Origin of the sequence: Ottowia sp., from assembly GCF_047975795.1 — a bacterium.
GTDB lineage: Bacteria > Pseudomonadota > Gammaproteobacteria > Burkholderiales > Burkholderiaceae_C > Ottowia.
The window spans coordinates 1-17,833 of the sequence record NZ_JBKEEE010000025.1 but is presented as its reverse complement, the minus strand read 5'-3'; the positions used below and the strand labels follow the sequence as shown (position 1 = coordinate 17,833).

20 protein-coding genes are annotated in these 17,833 nt (G+C 61.3%); 13 read left to right on the top strand and 7 right to left on the bottom strand.

Annotation, left to right across the window (positions count from 1 at the left end; genetic code table 11):
• The first annotated feature begins 88 nt into the window (after window positions 1-88).
• Complete coding sequence (locus ACK5NW_RS03710; RefSeq protein ID WP_416925175.1) at window positions 89-712, top strand: serine aminopeptidase domain-containing protein; 624 nt, start codon at window positions 89-91, stop codon at window positions 710-712.
• Between the two features lie 34 nt (window positions 713-746).
• Here the strand turns inward: ACK5NW_RS03710 and pcp are convergent, their stop codons facing one another.
• Window positions 747-1,430, bottom strand: coding sequence for a pyroglutamyl-peptidase I (gene pcp, locus ACK5NW_RS03705; protein WP_416925173.1), 684 nt, complete (start codon window positions 1,428-1,430; stop codon window positions 747-749).
• Between the two features lie 51 nt (window positions 1,431-1,481).
• Between pcp and ACK5NW_RS03700 the strand changes: the two genes are divergently transcribed.
• Complete coding sequence (locus ACK5NW_RS03700; protein WP_416925171.1) at window positions 1,482-2,357, top strand: neutral zinc metallopeptidase; 876 nt, start codon at window positions 1,482-1,484, stop codon at window positions 2,355-2,357.
• Window positions 2,358-2,433: 76 nt separating this feature from the next.
• On the opposite strand, the gene ACK5NW_RS03695 is transcribed toward ACK5NW_RS03700, so the two are convergent.
• From ACK5NW_RS03695 to ACK5NW_RS03680, 4 genes are all read right to left on the bottom strand, one after another.
• Window positions 2,434-4,149 carry a GMC family oxidoreductase gene (locus tag ACK5NW_RS03695; RefSeq protein ID WP_416925169.1) on the bottom strand — a complete coding sequence of 572 codons (1,716 nt, stop codon included), beginning with the start codon at window positions 4,147-4,149 and terminating at the stop codon, window positions 2,434-2,436.
• A gap of 172 nt (window positions 4,150-4,321) precedes the next feature.
• The gene (locus ACK5NW_RS03690; protein ID WP_416925167.1) at window positions 4,322-5,023 is read right to left on the bottom strand and encodes a hypothetical protein; all 702 of its coding nucleotides are present in this window, start codon (window positions 5,021-5,023) and stop codon (window positions 4,322-4,324) included.
• A 103-nt stretch (window positions 5,024-5,126) separates the two neighbouring features.
• On the bottom strand, window positions 5,127-5,687 hold the full coding sequence (locus tag ACK5NW_RS03685) for a bactofilin family protein (protein WP_416925165.1): 561 nt from the start codon (window positions 5,685-5,687) through the stop codon (window positions 5,127-5,129).
• A 250-nt stretch (window positions 5,688-5,937) separates the two neighbouring features.
• The gene (locus ACK5NW_RS03680; RefSeq protein WP_416925163.1) at window positions 5,938-6,111 is read right to left on the bottom strand and encodes a hypothetical protein; all 174 of its coding nucleotides are present in this window, start codon (window positions 6,109-6,111) and stop codon (window positions 5,938-5,940) included.
• Between the two features lie 191 nt (window positions 6,112-6,302).
• Between ACK5NW_RS03680 and ACK5NW_RS03675 the strand changes: the two genes are divergently transcribed.
• Together ACK5NW_RS03675 and ACK5NW_RS03670 are read left to right on the top strand one after the other, a co-directional pair.
• Window positions 6,303-7,142, top strand: a complete 840-nt coding sequence (locus tag ACK5NW_RS03675; RefSeq protein ID WP_416925161.1) for a metallophosphoesterase — start codon at window positions 6,303-6,305, stop codon at window positions 7,140-7,142.
• An 86-nt stretch (window positions 7,143-7,228) separates the two neighbouring features.
• Complete coding sequence (locus ACK5NW_RS03670; RefSeq protein ID WP_416925159.1) at window positions 7,229-7,651, top strand: universal stress protein; 423 nt, start codon at window positions 7,229-7,231, stop codon at window positions 7,649-7,651.
• Between the two features lie 49 nt (window positions 7,652-7,700).
• Here ACK5NW_RS03670 and alkB read toward each other — a convergent pair whose 3' ends face one another.
• Window positions 7,701-8,372 carry a DNA oxidative demethylase AlkB gene (gene alkB, locus ACK5NW_RS03665; protein WP_416925157.1) on the bottom strand — a complete coding sequence of 224 codons (672 nt, stop codon included), beginning with the start codon at window positions 8,370-8,372 and terminating at the stop codon, window positions 7,701-7,703.
• A 206-nt stretch (window positions 8,373-8,578) separates the two neighbouring features.
• On the opposite strand from alkB, the gene dusB reads away from it, so the two are divergent.
• The 3 genes from dusB to purH all read left to right on the top strand — a co-directional run bounded on the left by dusB (window position 8,579) and on the right by purH (window position 11,657).
• Complete coding sequence (gene dusB, locus ACK5NW_RS03660) at window positions 8,579-9,622, top strand: tRNA dihydrouridine synthase DusB (RefSeq protein ID WP_416925155.1); 1,044 nt, start codon at window positions 8,579-8,581, stop codon at window positions 9,620-9,622.
• Entirely contained in the window at window positions 9,619-9,855 is a 237-nt protein-coding gene (locus tag ACK5NW_RS03655) for a Fis family transcriptional regulator (protein WP_416925153.1), read from the top strand. The genes dusB and ACK5NW_RS03655 overlap by 4 nt, the downstream gene beginning before the upstream one ends.
• 188 nt (window positions 9,856-10,043) lie before the next feature.
• The gene (purH, locus tag ACK5NW_RS03650; protein ID WP_416925152.1) at window positions 10,044-11,657 is read left to right on the top strand and encodes a bifunctional phosphoribosylaminoimidazolecarboxamide formyltransferase/IMP cyclohydrolase; all 1,614 of its coding nucleotides are present in this window, start codon (window positions 10,044-10,046) and stop codon (window positions 11,655-11,657) included.
• A gap of 51 nt (window positions 11,658-11,708) precedes the next feature.
• Here purH and ACK5NW_RS03645 read toward each other — a convergent pair whose 3' ends face one another.
• Entirely contained in the window at window positions 11,709-12,047 is a 339-nt protein-coding gene (locus ACK5NW_RS03645; protein WP_416925150.1) for a hypothetical protein, read from the bottom strand.
• A 214-nt stretch (window positions 12,048-12,261) separates the two neighbouring features.
• Here ACK5NW_RS03645 and ACK5NW_RS03640 point away from each other — a divergent pair, with 214 nt between their 5' ends.
• The 6 genes from ACK5NW_RS03640 to ACK5NW_RS03615 form a co-directional block, all read left to right on the top strand.
• Entirely contained in the window at window positions 12,262-12,915 is a 654-nt protein-coding gene (locus ACK5NW_RS03640) for an alpha/beta hydrolase (protein WP_416925148.1), read from the top strand.
• Window positions 12,916-12,961: 46 nt separating this feature from the next.
• A complete protein-coding gene (locus ACK5NW_RS03635; RefSeq protein ID WP_416925146.1) occupies window positions 12,962-14,119 on the top strand; it encodes a D-alanyl-D-alanine carboxypeptidase family protein in 1,158 nt (385 codons plus the stop codon).
• A 192-nt stretch (window positions 14,120-14,311) separates the two neighbouring features.
• A complete protein-coding gene (gene rpsL / locus ACK5NW_RS03630; RefSeq protein WP_416925144.1) occupies window positions 14,312-14,689 on the top strand; it encodes a 30S ribosomal protein S12 in 378 nt (125 codons plus the stop codon).
• A 176-nt stretch (window positions 14,690-14,865) separates the two neighbouring features.
• Window positions 14,866-15,336 carry a 30S ribosomal protein S7 gene (gene rpsG, locus ACK5NW_RS03625; RefSeq protein ID WP_416925142.1) on the top strand — a complete coding sequence of 157 codons (471 nt, stop codon included), beginning with the start codon at window positions 14,866-14,868 and terminating at the stop codon, window positions 15,334-15,336.
• 81 nt (window positions 15,337-15,417) lie between these two features.
• Window positions 15,418-17,520 (top strand): elongation factor G, encoded by a 2,103-nt coding sequence (fusA, locus tag ACK5NW_RS03620; RefSeq protein WP_416925139.1) that lies wholly within the window; start codon window positions 15,418-15,420, stop codon window positions 17,518-17,520.
• Between the two features lie 195 nt (window positions 17,521-17,715).
• On the top strand, window positions 17,716-17,833 hold a 118-nt coding region (locus ACK5NW_RS03615), incomplete at its 3' end, for a GTP-binding protein (protein ID WP_416924963.1).

The window sequence follows — 17,833 nt, the reverse complement described above, 5'->3', positions numbered from 1 at the left end:
GCTTGTATTACTGCCCGGCATGGATGGCACGGGCGAGCTGTTCGCGCCGTTGGTGGATGCCATTGGCCATCAGTTCAAGACCTAGGTGGTGCGCTATCCCTCGGATCAGGCGCTGGACTACGCCGCGCTCACCTCATTGGTGCGCGACCTGTTGCCCACGGAGGGGCCGTTCGTCGTGCTGGGCGAGTCATTTTCTGGCCCCATTGCCATCACCCTCGCCGCCGAGGCCCCGCCACGGATGCAGGGTCTGATCTTGTGCTGCACTTTTGCCCGCAATCCGTACCCTGGCCTGGCACCGCTGAAGCATCTGCTGCCCCTCATGCCTTTGGGCGCGCTGCCGACGACGGCGCTGGATGCGGCTTTGCTGGGAAAGTGGGCCACCCCTGCGCTGCGTGCTGTTGCGGCCCAAGCCGTGCGGCAGGTTGCACCGAACGTGCTTCGCGCGAGGATGCGCGCGGCGTTGTCGGTGGACGTGCGGCCCCAACTGGCGCAGCTCGAAATGCCCTGCCTGTACCTGCAAGCATCGCATGACCGTCTGGTGCCACCCAGCGCCGCCAAGCTGATTGAAGCCACCTTGCCTTCAACAGTTGTCATGCCATTGGCTGCACCGCATGGGCTGCTGCAAACTGTGCCTGCGGCGGCGGCGCTGGCCGTGTCTTCGTTCATTGAGGGGCTTGTCAGGAAGCAGCCCGCAGATGGGCCAAACCGCTGATGGACTTTGCGTGGTTTTTGTTTGGCACTGCCCATCAATGCAGCGCGCCACCTTCCAGACGCTGATCCACGCTTTGCACCAGCGCGACGCGTATGGCCACGCGCACGCCCTTGACCTGGGTGTTCAGCGGCAGGCTGGGCGTGCCCATGCCTGGCAGTAGCGGCACGTGGATAAAGCCACCCCGTGCACCGGCCAGCGCGGGTGCCGTCGCCAGCCGGTGCATGAGGGCAAAGAACACGTGGTTGCAGACAAAAGTGCCTGCGGTTTGCGACACCTCGGTGGGCACGTCCGCGTCCAGCATGGCCTGGCGCATGGCCTTGATGGGCAGGGTGCTGAAGTAAGCCGCTGGTGCGCCTGCCACCACCGGCGTGTCGATGGGTTGCGCGCCCGCGTTGTCGGGGATGCGCGCGTCGTTGACGTTGATCGCCACGCGCTCCAGCGACAGCGCAGCGCGCCCCGCCGCCAGGCCCAGGCTGATGACCAGCGCCGGGCGGTGCCGTGCCAGCAGTACATCCAGACGCTTGGTGGCTGCATCAAACATGGTCGGCAACTGGGCCACCTGCACCCGGTGACGGGCGATCTGGCGGCCGTGCAGCGCCTCGGCCACCAGCCAACTGGGGTTGACCGCCGCATCGCCAAACGGATCAAACCCGGTGAGCAGCACGCAAGGTGTTGTCGAATGTGAACGTGAACGCAATGGCGCAGGTGCGGCTACCATTACCGGAATTTAGCGCAGGTGTGCCATCCGCACGCCGACAGGAGCCAAGCGATGAGATGGGAAGGCCAACGACAGTCCGATAACGTGGAAGACCGCCGCAGCGGTGGCTATGGCCGAGGTGGCGGTGGCCTGCTGGGCGGACGCGGCATTGGGCTGGGCACCATCGTCATTGCGCTGATCGCCTGGGGCGTGTTCGGCATCAACCCGCTCACATTCTTGGGCATGGCCGGTGGCGGCAGCCCCGCCGTGGTGCAGCAAGGCCCGGCGCAAGCCCCCCCAGCGGACGACCAGAACGCTGCTTTCGTATCCACCATCTTGGCTTCCACCGAAGACGCCTGGGGTCAGGTGTACCGCGAGAACGGTGCGCAATACCGACCACCGCGCCTGGTGCTGTTTCGCGGTGCCACGCCCACGGCCTGCGGCACGGGCCAGTCGGCCATGGGGCCGTTTTATTGCCCCGGCGACCAGAAGGTGTACCTGGACATGGATTTCTTCGACACCCTCAGCCGCGACCTGGGTGCACCGGGTGAATTTGCCCGCGCCTACGTGGTCGCGCATGAAGTGGGTCACCACGTGCAAAACCTGATGGGGCTGACGGGCAAGGTCGATTCGATGCGCGGGCGCGTCAGTCAGGCGCAGCAGAACGCGCTGTCGGTGCGGCTGGAGCTGCAAGCCGACTGCTTTGCCGGCATTTGGGCCAACCGCTCGCAACAGGCCAAGAACTGGCTGGAACAAGGCGACATTGAATCGGCCATGAACGCCGCCAGCAAGATCGGCGACGATGCGCTGCAAAAGCGCAGCCAGGGCTACGCCGTGCCCGACAGCTTTACCCACGGCTCCAGCGCCCAGCGCCAGCGCTGGTTCATGCAGGGGCTGAAAACCGGCAGCGTACAAGCTTGCGATACCTTCAGCGCGCAAGGGCTTTGATCTTGATGGGGAATCAATAACGCTCAGCCGCCAGAGCGGTTGCCTCTGGCAACTGCCTACAGTTGATGCGCATCCATCAAACGTGAGCGGCTGATGCGGCGACGATCCACTGCGCGGCTTTTTCGGCCATCATCAGCGTGGGGCTGTTGGTGTTGCCACTGGTGATGGTGGGCATGGCACCGGCGTCCACCACGCGCAGACCGCTGACCACGCCACCTGCGCCGTCGCGCACTTGCAAGCGCGGGGTGAGCACGGCCATGGGGTTGTCATCGCGCCCCATTTGGGTGGTGCCCACGGGGTGGAAGATGGTGCTGGCAATGTCGCCCGCCAGGCGCGCCAGGTCTTCATCGCTTTGGTACTGCGCGCCGGGTTTGAACTCTTCGGGCTGGTAACGGGCCATGGCCGGTTGCGCCATGATGCGGCGGGTGACGCGCAGGCTGTCGGCGGCCACGCGGCGATCGTCCTCGGTGGCCAGGTAGTTGGGGGCGATGGCGGGGGCGTCTTCAAAGCGTGCGCTGGTGATGCGCACCGTGCCGCGGCTGCTGGGGTTGAGGTTGCACACACTGGCGGTGATGGCCCCGAAGCGGTGCAGCGGCTCGCCAAAGGCATCCAGGCTGAGCGGCTGCACGTGGTATTCCAGGTTGGGCCATTCCAAGTCAGGTGATGAGCGCGTGAAGGCTCCCAGCTGGCTGGGTGCCATACTCATCGGCCCGGTGCGGCGCAACAGGTATTCCAGCCCGATCGCGGCCTTGCCCCAGGGCGTGCTGGCCAACTGATTGAGCGTGCGTGCGCCCTGCACCTTGTAGACCGAGCGGATTTGCAAATGGTCTTGCAAATTGGCACCCACACCGGGCAGATGCGCGGCCACCTCAACGCCGTGGCGTTGCAGCAAATCGGCCGGACCGATGCCGGACAGTTGCAAAATCTGGGGCGAGCCAATGCTGCCTGCACTCAGCACCAGCTCGCCACCGGGGGCCAGGCGAGGTGTGTGCATCTGGCCACCTACCCACACTTGCGCGCCAGTGCAGCGCAGGCTGCCCGAGCTGTTTGGGCTGCGCTCCAGCATCAGGCGGCTCACCTGGGCCTGCGTCCACAGCGTGAAGTTGGGGCGGCTCGTGCAGGTGGGGCGAATGAAGGCTTTGGCGGTGTTCCAGCGCCAGCCATTTTTCTGATTGACCTCGAAATAACCCACGCCTTCGTTGCTGCCGCGGTTGAAATCGTCCGTGGCCGGAATGCCCGCTTGTTCTGCGGCTTGGGCAAAGGCGTCCAGCACCTCCCAGCGCAGGCGCTGCTGGCTCACGCGCCATTCGCCGCCGTGGCCGTGCAAGGCGGAAAATTCAGATGAAATGTCTTGCTGGCGCTGCTCTGTATTGCGATGGTTGCTATCTAAACGGTAGTGATCTTCATGTGCCATGAAGTTCGGCAGGCAGTTGTCCCAGCGCCATTCGTCTTCGCCCGTCAGTTGTGCCCACTGGTCATAGTCGCGCGCCTGTCCGCGCATGTAAATCATGCCGTTGATGCTGCTGCACCCACCCAGCACCTTGCCGCGTGGGTAGCGCAGGGTGCGGCCATTCAGCCCGGCAGAGCTTTCAGTCTGGTACAGCCAGTCGGCGCGCGGATTGCCAATGCAATACAGGTAGCCCACGGGAATGTGAATCCAGTGGTAGTTGTCTTGACCACCGGCCTCGATCAGCAGCACGCGTTTTGTTTTGTCGCGTGACAGGCGGTTGGCCAGCAGGCAGCCCGCAGTGCCTGCGCCGACGATGATGAAATCAAAGGTGAGATCGCTCATGCTGTGCCCCATGCGCTGTTCATGTCCTGACCCCCAAGTTCACAAAAGACAGTGCTCCACCCGCAGCGGTCAGAAAAGACGGCAAGAAATCCGCTAGCTTGCCACAAGCTTCATGCGATGCCCAACCGTAAAAACGTGGTTTTTGCTGGCATCACCTGGCAAAAAAAGACGCCTACCGCACAGGCAAAAACGCCAGCAGCGGCGCGGCCACCCAACTTTGGGCGTAGCTGATGACGGCGCGGCGGTAGCGTTCGGTGGTGAAGGTGGCCAACAGATCCAGGCGGCCAATGATCTTGCCGAATTCGCGCTCAAAGCTCAGGTTGCGGCTGTCGGGCGTGAGTTCGTTGGCCAGCAACAGGGGTTGGCCGCGCGTGTCTTTGCGGGTGTTCAGAATCCACAGCGCAATTTCCATGTTGCGCGCGGCGTTGTAGATGTGTTGGGGGTCAACGCCGTCCAGGTAGTAAAACTCGCGCCTGCCGCCGTGTGCGGTGATGATGGTGTCGTTGCTGGCCATGATGAAGGCGGCCACACGGTCGCCTTTGAAGTCGGGCGACAGCGCCAGTGACAGCGCCGTCACGTCCCGCAGCCCGTTCAGCGGCACCCAGGGCAGACTTTGGGCAATGCTGGACTCCACCTTGGCCAACGCGGCTTCGCGCGTGGCGGCGGTTTTACGCCATTCGGCCGGGTTGCGGCGGTACAGCTTGTCGGCCAGCAGCACTAGGCTGCGCTGGTTGGCCACCATGATGGCTTGGGCGATGCGGTTGCTTTCGCTTTGGATCAGCTCTTCAGATTCAAATTTGGCCCCACGCACTTCGCCGTGAGAGGTGGGCGCATCGCTGGCGCAAGCGGTGAGCAGCAAGCACGCTGCGCCCATGCAAAAGGCCGCCGAAGCGGCCTTGATGCCTTTGATGTGGAAAGCGGCGACGCGGACAGCACCATGCAGCCGCGCACCAGTTTCAGGCCACGATGGCCTTGGACTAGGTTTTGCTGCTGCTGGACGATTTGCTGCTGTGGCCGGAATCGGCGGTGCCAAATGTGATCTCACCGGAAAGCTGCCCCCCTTCTTCGATCACGATCTTGCCATAGCGGATCTTGCCGGTGACTTTGCCGGTGGCAAAAATCACCAGTTTTTGGCGCACCGTGAGGTTGCCGTCAAACACGCCATGCACTTCGGCAATGTCGATCTCGGCCGATCCTTTGAAAGCGCCTTGCTCGGCAATCTGGATCACGCGCGAATCCATGGTGGCTTCGACCGTGCCTTCGACCACCAGCGTGTCGCAGTCAGTGATTTCGACGCCCTTGAGCTTGATGTTGGGGCCGACGGTCAGGGTTGAGCCTGCGGGCTGCGCGCTTGCCGCAGATGTCGAAGCAGGTGCCGATGATGCGGGCGCAGCCGATGAGGCTGGTGCGGTGGAAAACGACGGGGCGCTGCTGGCCGATCCCAGCGTGCTGGTGCCACTGCCTAAGGTTGAACTGCCCGGCGTGCGTTGCGCCGAAGAATCATCACGTTTGCCGAAAAGAGGTCCTGAAAGTGCCATGCGTGCTCCTAAATAACAACCCGCTGATCCTAACGGCACTGGATTGGTGTGATTTGCTTACAAGACGAAAAATACGTAACGATGGCGTTTTCATCTTGCCGCTTTGGGGTCTGACGCACAGCAACCTGCGGATGATGAGGCCTGAAAACAGCCGCCATCACCGAGAAAAATCAATAGCGAAAGAAGAAAGCCCGCCGTTTGGGCGAGCAGCCTGCATCACTTGGCTCTCGCAAAGTGCGTGGGCTATGCGTCAGCGCACGATGCCCAAAAAGGCGATGGCGGCGCGGCGCAGTTCGGCCGCGTGATGAGGGTCTTGGCCCGCACTGGCTTCGGCGCGCTCCATCAGTTGCGCAGGCAAGCTGGCGGTGAGGGCAGAAGTGGCCTGGGTGTGATTGAACAGGCGCTGAAAAAACTGGGTCAACATGATGAAAAAATAGACGCTGCGGTTGATTGGCCGCTTGTGTCTGGAGTGATGGCTTGTGGCCGATACCCCGTATTTTAAGGTTGACCTAGGGTTTTCCCTAGGCGGTGCACTCTAATCCTGGTGCGCGCGTGGCCGCAGCGTGCGAAACTGCACCCGACCTACACCCGCCCGCGTGGCCTACCGGCAACACCATGAAGATTCAATTGCTGTCCGATCTGCATCTGGAAGAAAACGCCAGTTTTCAGCCCAGTCCGGCCCCTGGGGCCGATGTGCTGGTGCTGGCGGGCGACATTGGCTCGTACCAGCGCGGTTCGGCCCTGCCTGCCTTGCAAGACGCTGATTTCGGCCTGGGCCGCTTTGCTGACTGGCCCGTGCCGGTGCTGCTGGTGCCGGGCAACCACGAATACGACAGTCTGGATTTCGACGCCACCCACGCCCGCCTGCGGGCCACGTGCGAGCGATTGGGCCTGATTTGGCTGGAACGCCAAACCCACGTGTTGAACGGTGTGCGCTTTGTGGGCACCACGCTGTGGAGCGACTTTGACGCGCTGGCCGCCGCGGCCCCCACGGCTGAGGCGCAGGCGGCGGCGCGTGAAAAAGCCTTTCGCGCCGCCAACCACTATTTGCGTTTTGCCGCCACGCAGCGTGATGAGCAGCCCTTTTTAGCGCCCGAAGTGCGGGTTCAGGCACTCGAGTGTCAGCGCTGGTTGCGCGCCGCGTTGGGCCAACCGTTTGACGGGATCACGGTAGTAATTACACACTTTGCGCCCAGCCTGCGCAGCCATGACCCGCGTTATGGCCTGACGCCGGGCACCGCTGGCTTTTGCAATGCGCTGGACGATCTGTTGCCCCACGCCGATCTGTGGTTGCACGGTCACTTGCACTGCGCCATCGACTACCAGGTGGGCCGCTGCCGTGTGGTGGCCAATCCGTTGGGTTATGCCGACAAGGGTGAGCAAGCGGGCTTCAATCCGCACGCCGTGGTGTCGCTGGACGCAATGCGTGCCGCCAAAGCTGCGCGGGTGGCCTGATTGATCCAGGACATCACGTTCTTGACGTGCAAGGCTTAGACTTGGGTGCTACAGATTGTGATTTTTAGCTTGCTGAAGGAGTTGGCATGAAGATTCTGTTGGCCGTCGATGGCAGCGCGTACACCAAGAAAATGCTGGCCTACATCACCACCCACACCGAACTGTTTGCGGGCGACAACGAGTTCACCCTGCTGTCGGTACAAATGCCGCTGCCCGCGCGTGCGCGCAGTGCTGTGGGCAAGGACGCGGTGGACGCTTATTACGTCGAAGAATCGGCCAAGGTGCTGGAGCCATCGCTGAAGTTCATGTCGCGCCACGAACTGAAGTGCAAAGGCATGTCCAAAGTGGGCCGCGTGGGCGAAACCATCGCCAAAACCGCCGAAAGCGGCGACTACGACATGCTGGTCATGGGCTCGCACGGCCACAGTGCGCTGGGCGGGTTGGTGATGGGGTCGGTGTCCACCAACGTGCTGGCGCACTGCACTGTGCCGGTGCTGCTGATTCGCTGAGACTATTCGCTGGGATTGGGCGATGACTGGGCTGGTTTCATAAGCTGGCTCAAGCCGGGTGACCCGCAGCCCCGGCTTTGCGAAACGTGAGGTTGATGCGCGCCGCGCCGGTGAGTGGGTGATCACCTGCGGCGATGGGTACCACGCCATGAAAGCGCAGCCGGTCAACACCGCCAAAAACGACCACATCGCCATGCGCCAGCGGCACGCGGGCAGGGCGCTCATGGCGGTCTGCGCCACCCCACAAAAACACGGCCGATAAGCCCAGCGAAACGCTGACGATGGGCTGGGCCAGATCGTACTCGTCCCGGTCTTGATGCAGCCCCATGCGGGCACCGGGGGCGTAGCGGTTGATCAGGCAGGCATCGGGCTGGTAATCGCCAAGCCCCGTAGCGGCAGCGGCGGATTCGGCCAGCGCGCGCAGCGCAAGCGGCATGGCGGGCCAGGGCAGGCCGGTCGACGGGTCGGTGCGGCTGTAGCGGTAGCCGCGCGTGTCACTCACCCAACCCAGGGCACCGCAACTGGTCAGTTGCGCTGACATCAGGCGACCACCAGGCGTGCGCATCTGACGCGGTGGCGCGCTGCGCAGCACGTCTTGCAGAGCGGGCCACAGCGCAGGCATATGCGCCAACGCAAAGCCATGCAGCAGCGCGGCTTGTGCACCCAGGCGCGTGCGCTGGCCGGGCATGGGGCCATTGGGTGAAAACAGATCGGTGGTCACGGCAGATCAATGTAATAAAAGGAGGCAAATTCAAAGTGGGGTAATGCATTCAACCCGTGGGTCAGTCCAGATAGAAAGCGGGTCGAACAAGCATTTCAATTGCTGAAATTTTAGGCAGGTAAAATGCGTCCCTTCCTCTGATTCCCCTTTTGTTGATGACGGTGCCTGACCCCAGGTGCCCAGCTCGACGCTCTCCGCTATTTTTCATGCAGATCGGCCCGTACACATTGCCCAATGCGCTGTTCGTCGCTCCCATGGCGGGTGTGACGGATCGGCCGTTTCGCCAGTTGTGCCGCCACTTTGGTGCGGGCTATGCGGTGAGCGAAATGGTCACTTCGCGCAAGGATTTGTGGCACACGCTGAAAACTTCGCGCCGTGCCGATCACACGGGCGAGCCAGGGCCGATTGCGGTGCAGATTGCGGGCACCGATGCCGCCATGATGGCCGAGGCCGCGCGCTACAACATCGACCGCGGCGCGCAGATCATCGACATCAACATGGGTTGCCCGGCCAAAAAGGTGTGCAACCAATGGACGGGCAGCGCACTGATGCAGGACGAGCCGCTGGCGCTGGGCATCGTCGAGGCCGTGGTGGCAGCCTGTGCGCCGCACGGTGTGCCGGTGACGCTGAAAATGCGCACCGGGTGGTGCGCGCAGAGCAGGAACGCGTTGCGCATTGCCCGCGCAGCCGAAGGCGCAGGCGTGCAGATGGTCACCGTGCATGGCCGCACGCGCCAGCAGGGTTACAAGGGCGACGCTGAATACGGCACGGTGGCCGCCGTCAAGGCCGCGCTGCGTATTCCGGTGGTGGCCAATGGCGATATCGACTCGCCTGAAAAAGCACGCGCCGTGTTGCGTGCCACTGGTTGTGACGCGCTGATGATAGGCCGTGCCGCGCAGGGCAGGCCATGGATTTTTCGTGAAGTGGGGCATTTTCTGGCCACGGGCCAGCGGCTGGCACCGCCCCTGACGCTGGAGGTGCGCCGTGCGTTGTTGGCGCATCTGCAAGATCATGTCGGGTTGTATGGCGAGTCAAGCGGCGTGCGCTCGGCGCGCAAACACATTGGCTGGATGCTGCGTGCCTTGCCAGACGGCGAGCTGCTGCGCCAGCGCATCAACACCATCGAGCAGGCCGCTATTCAGTGGCAGATGGTGGCCGATTACTTTGAAGAATTGGCCGAAACGCATGAACGCCTGCCCCAGAAGGCGGCCAGCCGGAAAGACGTGGCACCAATGGAGTCGACACCATGAGTAAACAACACATTGAGGAGTGCGTGCGTGAAAGCCTGGAGGCGTATTTCCGCGATCTGCGCGGCACCGAGCCGGGTGGCGATCTGTACGCCATGGTGCTGCATGCGGTGGAAGCGCCCTTGCTGGAGGTGGTGATGAAGCAGGCCGGGCACAACCAGTCGCGCGCTGCCGAATGGCTGGGCATGAACCGTAATACCTTGCGCAAGAAGCTGGCCGAGCACAAATTACTATGACCCCTGGAACAAGTATGCCCCCTGAGTCGCTGCGCGCCTTCCCCCGCTCTCTGCGGGCACGGCGTTCGCTGGCTTGCTTCGCAGCCATCTGAGCAACTCCGGGTTGTTAATTTGCTCTTGTTTTAATAGCTGTATTCGCTTGCAATACAGGCGACAAAGCTTAATTTGATCTTTGATTTTTATTCCCCATGAATGCACTGATTTCTGTTTCTGACAAGACGGGCGTGGTCGAGCTGGCCCAGAGTTTGGTGGCGCTGGGCGTCAAGCTGTTATCGACCGGCGGTACGGCCAAATTGCTGCAAGACGCAGGGTTGCCGGTGACCGAGGTGGCTGAGCTGACGCAGTTTCCCGAGATGCTGGATGGCCGGGTGAAGACCTTGCACCCCAAAGTGCATGGCGGTCTGCTGGCGCGGCGTGACGTGCCCGCGCACATGGCGGCGTTGGCTGAGCAGGGCATCGCCACCATTGATCTGCTGGTGGTCAACCTGTATCCGTTCGAGGCCACGGTGGCCAAACAAGGCTGCACGCTGGCCGATGCGATTGAGAACATCGACATCGGCGGCCCAGCCATGGTGCGCAGCGCCGCCAAGAACTGGCAAGACGTGGCCGTGCTGACCGATGCCGCGCAATACGCCGCCGTGCTGGCAGAAATGCGCGCCCACGGCGGCAAGCTGTCTGACAAGACGCGCTTTGCGCTGGCGGTGGCCGCGTTCAACCGCATCAGCGATTACGACGGGGCCATCAGCGACTATCTGAGCGCGATCGAGTTTGACGCGGCCACCGAAAATGCCGCAGACGCTGTGCCTGTCAGGGCGCTGTTTCCGGCACAAAGCAATGGCCGCTTCGTTAAATTGCAAGACCTGCGCTATGGAGAAAACGCCCACCAGCAGGCGGCGCTGTACCGCGATTTGTATCCTGCGCCAGGGGCCATCGTCACGGCCCAGCAGTTGCAGGGCAAAGAACTGTCGTACAACAACATTGCCGACGCCGATGCGGCGTGGGAATGCGTCAAGCAGTTTGAAGTGCCTGCGTGCGTCATCGTCAAGCACGCCAACCCATGTGGCGTGGCGGTGGCGGTCGATGCGCTGGGCGCTTACAGCAAGGCTTTCAAGACCGACCCGACCAGCGCCTTTGGCGGCATCATCGCTTTCAACGTGCCGGTGGACAGCGCGGCGGCTGAAGCCGTGGCCAAGCAGTTTGTCGAGGTGTTGATGGCCCCTGACTTCACGCCCGAGGCTCTGGCCGTTTTCAAGGCCAAGCAGAACGTGCGCGTGCTCAAGATTGATTTGAGCGGCGTGCGCCGCGAGGGTGAAACCGACTGGGTGCGCGGCCACAACGCTATCGACGTCAAGCGCGTCGGCTCAGGGCTGTTGATGCAAACCGCCGACAACCATGTGCTGAAAGCGGCTGATCTGCAAGTGGTGACCCAGTTGCAACCCACGCCGGAGCAGGTCAAGGACATGCTGTTCGCCTGGGCCGTGGCCAAGTTCGTCAAAAGCAACGCCATCGTGTTTTGCAAGGATGGCATGACCCTGGGCGTGGGTGCAGGCCAGATGAGTCGGCTGGATTCAGCCCGTATTGCCAGCATCAAGGCCGAGCATGCGGGCCTGTCGCTTCAAGGCAGCGTGGTGGCCAGTGACGCGTTTTTCCCGTTCCGCGACGGGCTGGACGTGGTGATTGACCACGGTGCCACTTGTGTGATTCAGCCCGGCGGATCAATGCGCGATCAGGAAGTGATAGCCGCCGCCAACGAGCGCGGTGTGGCGATGGTGTTCTCAGGCGTGCGGCACTTCAGGCATTGATGTGCCGGACTGAGTCACGCAGGGCAGAGCAGGACGACGTGATGGGCTTTATCAGCGGCAACGGGCGGGGTAGAGCGAGCAGTTGACGCCGTCCTTGTTCACCACGTGACCTTTGCGCGGGCCGGTTTGCACTTCCATTGCCATGTCTTTTTCGACCAAATGCGATACGTCCAGTGGCACGCCAGATTGGGCGGTGACTGGTTTGGCGGCAGCGGCCTGGCGCTTTGAAGCGGTTTTGGGCGCAGCAGGTGTTGCGGCCGCTGCAACTGGGGCTTGAGCTGCTGTCGCACTGGTTGAGGCGGGTGCAGCAGGGGCATCTGCGGCCTGGCTGCCCAGTGACAGGCTGGCCAGCAGGGCGAGAAAAGCGAAATGAGAGTGGCGCACGGTCATGAATCTCCTTTAGCGGCCAAGCATAGCAACACGCGCTTGGTTTGCCCCAAGACCGACGCTTGGGAGCGTGCCATAGTTCATGATCGTTGGCCCGAAGGCCACCGGGCTGTCGCAACGCGGCAACCGCCAGCCAGTCACACGCTTGATATTTATGTAAAAAATATGGCGTTTGTGCTTGCTCTGAAAGCGATTGCAGCTATAATTTAAATAGCTAATGAATGCTCAAACCCAATCTTTGATCTTGCAAGGCCCGGCAGGTGCGCTGGAAGCACAACTGGACGTGCCCGAAGCCGATCTGTTCGCCGCCCCCCACGGCACGGTGGTGGTGGCGCACCCGCACCCGCAGTTTGGCGGCACCATGACCAACAAAGTGGTGCAAACCATCGCCCGCGCCTATGTGCAGTGTGGCTGGCGTGCGTTGCGCTTTAACTTTCGCGGTGTGGGTGCCAGTGCGGGCGTGTACGACGAAGGCCGGGGTGAGCTGGATGATCTGCTGGCCGTGGTGGCGCAACAGGCACCGGCGGATGCGCCGCTGTCCATCGCCGGGTTTTCATTTGGCGCATTCGTGGCTTCGCACGCAGTGCAGGCGCTGCATGGGCAGCGCTCCATGACCAGTGTGGTGTTGGTGGGCACGGCAGCGTCGCGTTTTACCGTGGCCCCTGTGCCCGCGCCGCTGCACCCGCAAACCCTGTTGGTGCATGGCGAGCAGGACGACACCGTGCCATTGGCGTCGGTGATGGATTGGGCGCGCCCGCAGTCGCTGCCTGTGACCGTGGTGCCCGGCGGCGAACATTTCTTTCATGGGCAACTGCCGCTGCTGCGTGCGCTGGTGGCGCGCCATGTGCGTGCGCTGCCGACGGTGGTTTGAAGCCGCTCGCTGCTGTTTTCTTCTTTCTCTGGTTTTTTCAAATCTCATGATCCGCTTTATCAAGCCCTTATTTGCTTTTATCTTGCTGGCCGCCGTGGCCTTGGTGCATGCCCAGGTGCCCCAGCCGCCAGAGGTGGCGGGCAAGGCGTATTTGCTAATGGACGTGACTTCAGGGCAGGTGCTGGCGGCCAAAGATCCTGATGCGGCGGTGGAGCCCGCATCGCTGACTAAGCTGATGAGCGCCTATCTGGTGTTTGATGCCTTGCGCACTAAAAAAATCAGTTTGACCCAGAAGCTGCCGGTGTCTGAGCGAGCCTGGAAGATGCCCGGCTCGCGCATGTTCATTCACCCCAGGATGCAGGTGCCGGTGGAAGACCTGATCAAAGGCATGGTGGTGCAGTCGGGCAATGACGCTACCGTGGCGCTGGCCGAGGGCGTGGGCGGCACGGTCGAGCGCTTTGTGCAGATGATGAACGACCAGGCCAAGGTGCTGGGTTTAAAAAACACAGGCTACAAAAACCCTGAAGGGCTGACAGAGGCGGGGCACACCACCACAGCGCGCGATCTGGCCACACTGTCCACGCGCTTGATGAGCGACTTTCCGGAGTACGTGGGCTATTACGCGATCAAGAAATACCGCTATCCAGGCACGCCCGCCAGCAATGACAACAACCGTAATCTGCTGTTGCACCGCGATCCCACGGTGGATGGGCTGAAAACCGGCCATACCGAAGCCGCAGGGTACTGCCTGGTGGCCACCGCCAAACGGGATTTTCCCAACCTTCAGGGGCGGCGCCTGCTGTCGGTGCTGTTGGGGGCCAGCAGCGAGTCGGCGCGGGCCAACGAATCGCAAAAACTATTGAACTGGGGCTATACCGCATATGAGGACATCAAGCTGTTCGATGCCAATCAGGCGGTGGCCACGCCGCGTGTGTGGAAAGGCAAAACCAACGAGCTGAAGCTGGGCAGTCGCACGCCCATCGTGGTGTCGGTGCCGTCGGGCAGTGCAGGTCAGGTCAAAACAGAAGTGGCTCGCCCGGAGCCGCTGGTAGCTCCTTTCCAGCAGGGTCAAGTGGTGGCCACGCTGAAAGTCAAGCTGGGTGAACAGCAGCTGGCTGAAGTGCCCCTGATGGCGCTGGAGTCGGTGGACGAGGCTGGTTTCTTCGGTCGCGCCTGGGATGCGATGCGTTTGTGGATTAAATAAAAAGTTGTGTGCCCTGTTTAATTTTGGGCGCACCAATTGCTGCAAGCGGCAGTCCGGGCTATACTTTAAGGCTTTCCCGCATTTGGGGCGGGAATTTTGCGTGCGCGCTTTGTGGTGCGATGTCGGCTAATTTCAGCATTAGCTCATTGGCCGCAGGCGCGCTGATTTTTCAAGCGTTAGGGACGTTTTTCAATGCCAACCATCAGTCAACTGGTGCGTCACGGGCGGACGGTCGAGAAGATTAAGTCCAAAAGCCCCGCGATGCAAAATTCGCCGCAGCGTCGCGGTGTGTGCACGCGCGTGTACACCACCACGCCGAAAAAGCCGAACTCGGCGCTGCGCAAGGTCGCCAAGGTACGTCTGACCAACGGATTCGAGGTCATTTCGTACATCGGCGGTGAAGGTCACAACCTGCAAGAGCACTCGGTGGTGCTGGTGCGTGGTGGCCGTGTCAAGGATTTGCCGGGTGTGCGTTACCACATCGTGCGCGGCTCGCTGGATTTGCAGGGTGTGAAAGATCGCAAGCAGTCGCGCTCCAAGTACGGTGCCAAGCGTCCCAAGAAAGCCTGATCTGGCTTTCAAGTCGTTTTTTCAAGGTGTCTGAATCGGGTGGCTGACGGCCCCGGATCAGGCGTAGTGGCCCAAAGCGTGGGTCAAGTAAGTGCAGGTTTTTTTGAATGGGCCTGCCGGGCGAGCGGAATTTTCAGGACAACTCCGGGTCGCCAACTGAAGCAAAGAGGTGAGAAATGCCACGTCGTCGCGAAGTCCCTAAGCGTGAAATCCTGCCGGATCCCAAGTACGGCAATGTCGAGCTTTCCAAGTTCATGAACGTGATCATGGAAGGCGGTAAAAAAGCGGTGGCTGAGCGCATCATTTATGGCGCGCTCGACCAGATGGAAAAGAAAAGCGGCAAAGATCCGCTGGAGCTTTTCACGGTGGCCATCAACAACGTCAAGCCCATGGTCGAGGTCAAGTCCCGTCGTGTGGGGGGGGCCAACTACCAGGTGCCGGTGGAAGTGCGTCCGGTGCGGCGTCTGGCGTTGTCGATGCGCTGGATCAAAGAGGCTGCCCGCAAGCGTGGCGAAAAATCCATGGCGCTGCGCCTGGCCAATGAGCTGTTGGAGGCCACAGAAGGTCGCGGTGGTGCCATGAAGCGCCGTGACGAAGTGCACCGCATGGCCGAGGCGAACAAGGCGTTCAGCCACTTCCGTTTTTAATCGTTCGGTCGTTTTCCATTTTCTCCCCAGGAATGCGGCCCGCCACGAGCGGGCCTGCACGTTTGAAGAAAGAGATTAATCATGGCTCGCAAAACCCCTATCGAGCGCTATCGCAACATTGGTATTTCGGCGCACATTGACGCTGGTAAAACCACGACCACCGAGCGCATCCTGTTCTACACCGGCGTGAATCACAAGATTGGTGAAGTGCACGACGGCGCGGCCACCATGGACTGGATGGCGCAGGAGCAAGAACGTGGCATCACCATCACGTCGGCCGCCACTACCTGTTTCTGGAAGGGCATGGAGCTCAACTACCCTGAGCACCGCTTCAACATCATCGACACCCCGGGTCACGTGGACTTCACCATCGAGGTGGAGCGCTCCATGCGCGTGCTTGATGGCGCTTGCATGGTGTATTGCGCCGTGGGCGGCGTGCAGCCGCAGTCGGAAACTGTTTGGCGTCAGGCCAACAAGTACAAGGTGCCACGCTTGGCCTTTGTCAACAAGATGGACCGCACGGGCGCCAACTTCTTCAAGGTGCACGACCAGATGAGGCTGCGTCTGAAGGCCAACCCCGTCCCGATCGTGATTCCGATTGGGGCGGAAGACAGCTTCAAGGGTGTGGTTGATCTCATCAAGATGAAAGCCATCATCTGGGACGAAGCCTCTCAGGGCATGAAGTTCGACTACGCCGATATTCCCGCCGAGCTGGCCGATACGGCCAAAGAGTGGCGCGAGAAGATGGTCGAAGCTGCTGCCGAATCCAGCGAAGAGCTGATGAACAAGTACCTGGAAGAGGGTGACTTGTCTGAAGACGATATCAAGCAGGGTTTGCGCACGCGCACCATTGCGACCGAAATCCAGCCCATGCTGTGCGGTACCGCCTTCAAGAACAAGGGTGTGCAGCGCATGTTGGATGCGGTGATCGACTTCTTGCCCTCGCCGGTGGACATTCCTCCGGTGTCGGGCACGGACGATGACGAAAAACCCATTACCCGCAAGGCGGACGATGGCGAGAAGTTCTCGGCCTTGGCGTTCAAGCTGATGACGGATCCGTTCGTGGGGCAGTTGACCTTTGTGCGCGTCTATTCGGGTGTGCTGAAAAAGGGCGACACGGTGCTCAACACCGTCAAGGGCAAGAAAGAGCGCATTGGTCGTATCGTGCAGATGCACGCCAACAACCGCGAAGAGATTGACGAGATCATCGCGGGTGACATCGCTGCCTGCGTGGGACTGAAAGAGGTGACCACGGGTGAAACCCTGTCCGATCCGGCCAACCCCGTGCTGCTGGAACGCATGGTGTTTCCTGAGCCTGTGATTTCGCAGGCGGTGGAGCCTAAGACCAAGGCCGACCAGGAGAAGATGGGCATTGCACTGCAACGTTTGGCATCGGAAGATCCGTCGTTCCGCGTGCGCACCGACGAAGAGTCGGGTCAGACCATCATCTCCGGCATGGGTGAGTTGCACCTGGAGATTCTGGTTGACCGCATGAAGCGTGAGTTCAGCGTCGAGGCCAACGTGGGCAAGCCCCAGGTGGCTTACCGCGAGACCGTGCGCAAAACGGTCACCGATGTCGAAGGCAAGTTCGTGCGCCAGTCGGGCGGTAAAGGCCAGTACGGTCACGTCGTCTTCACGCTGGAGCCGCAAGAAGCGGGCAAGGGCTTTGAGTTTGTCGACGAAATCAAAGGCGGTGTGGTGCCGCGCGAATACATTCCTGCCGTGCAAAAGGGTGTGGAAGAGGCGCTCACCAGCGGCGTGTTGGCCGGTTATCCAGTGGTGGATGTCAAAGTGCGTTTGACTTTCGGCTCGTACCACGACGTCGACTCGTCCGAGCAGGCGTTCAAGATGGCGGCCATCTTCGGCTTCAAAGAAGCCGCTAAGAAGGCTACGCCCGTGATTCTGGAGCCGATGATGGCTGTGGAAGTTGAAACGCCTGAAGAATATGCTGGCAACGTGATGGGCGATTTGTCCAGCCGCCGCGGCATGGTGCAGGGCATGGACGACATGGTGGGCGGTGGCAAGATCATCAAGGCCGAGGTTCCCTTGTCCGAGATGTTCGGCTATTCGACCACGCTGCGTTCGGCCACCCAGGGGCGTGCCACGTACACCATGGAATTCAAACACTATTCTGAAGCGCCGAAGAACGTGGCCGACGCCATCGTGGCCGCACGTGCCAAGTAATTTGTGAATGAAATTGGCTGTTGATGCAGGTTCTCTCTGCGATGGCAGCTATGAAAACCGTAGTTTAGTGGTGGTGTTTGCCGCCGGTCTGTGATCAGGAGTCCGCGCTGTGCCCGTGCAGTGCGAAACAGGCATCCTGATGCAGACTTGAAACCATGACACGGGCGTTTGTTCTTTGAACTGGAGTTTTTTGAAATGGCAAAAGAGAAATTTGAGAGATCGAAGCCGCACGTGAACGTGGGCACCATTGGTCACGTCGATCACGGCAAGACCACTTTGACGGCGGCCATTGCCACCGTGCTGTCGGCCAAGT

Excerpts from the sequence above, each read along its gene's own strand:
- ACK5NW_RS03680 (WP_416925163.1), bottom strand. The coding sequence starts at position 6,111 with ATGTTGACCCAGTTTTTTCAGCGCCTGTTCAATCACACCCAGGCCACT.
- ACK5NW_RS03670 (WP_416925159.1), top strand. The coding sequence starts at position 7,229 with ATGAAGATTCTGTTGGCCGTCGATGGCAGCGCGTACACCAAGAAAATG.
- ACK5NW_RS03700 (WP_416925171.1), top strand. The coding sequence starts at position 1,482 with ATGAGATGGGAAGGCCAACGACAGTCCGATAACGTGGAAGACCGCCGC.
- ACK5NW_RS03635 (WP_416925146.1), top strand. The coding sequence starts at position 12,962 with ATGATCCGCTTTATCAAGCCCTTATTTGCTTTTATCTTGCTGGCCGCC.
- ACK5NW_RS03640 (WP_416925148.1), top strand. The coding sequence starts at position 12,262 with ATGAATGCTCAAACCCAATCTTTGATCTTGCAAGGCCCGGCAGGTGCG.
- ACK5NW_RS03695 (WP_416925169.1), bottom strand. The coding sequence starts at position 4,149 with ATGAGCGATCTCACCTTTGATTTCATCATCGTCGGCGCAGGCACTGCG.
- rpsL (WP_416925144.1), top strand. The coding sequence starts at position 14,312 with ATGCCAACCATCAGTCAACTGGTGCGTCACGGGCGGACGGTCGAGAAG.
- dusB (WP_416925155.1), top strand. The coding sequence starts at position 8,579 with ATGCAGATCGGCCCGTACACATTGCCCAATGCGCTGTTCGTCGCTCCC.
- purH (WP_416925152.1), top strand. The coding sequence starts at position 10,044 with ATGAATGCACTGATTTCTGTTTCTGACAAGACGGGCGTGGTCGAGCTG.
- ACK5NW_RS03675 (WP_416925161.1), top strand. The coding sequence starts at position 6,303 with ATGAAGATTCAATTGCTGTCCGATCTGCATCTGGAAGAAAACGCCAGT.
- fusA (WP_416925139.1), top strand. The coding sequence starts at position 15,418 with ATGGCTCGCAAAACCCCTATCGAGCGCTATCGCAACATTGGTATTTCG.
- pcp (WP_416925173.1), bottom strand. The coding sequence starts at position 1,430 with ATGGTAGCCGCACCTGCGCCATTGCGTTCACGTTCACATTCGACAACA.
- rpsG (WP_416925142.1), top strand. The coding sequence starts at position 14,866 with ATGCCACGTCGTCGCGAAGTCCCTAAGCGTGAAATCCTGCCGGATCCC.
- ACK5NW_RS03685 (WP_416925165.1), bottom strand. The coding sequence starts at position 5,687 with ATGGCACTTTCAGGACCTCTTTTCGGCAAACGTGATGATTCTTCGGCG.
- ACK5NW_RS03645 (WP_416925150.1), bottom strand. The coding sequence starts at position 12,047 with ATGACCGTGCGCCACTCTCATTTCGCTTTTCTCGCCCTGCTGGCCAGC.
- ACK5NW_RS03655 (WP_416925153.1), top strand. The coding sequence starts at position 9,619 with ATGAGTAAACAACACATTGAGGAGTGCGTGCGTGAAAGCCTGGAGGCG.
- ACK5NW_RS03690 (WP_416925167.1), bottom strand. The coding sequence starts at position 5,023 with ATGGGCGCAGCGTGCTTGCTGCTCACCGCTTGCGCCAGCGATGCGCCC.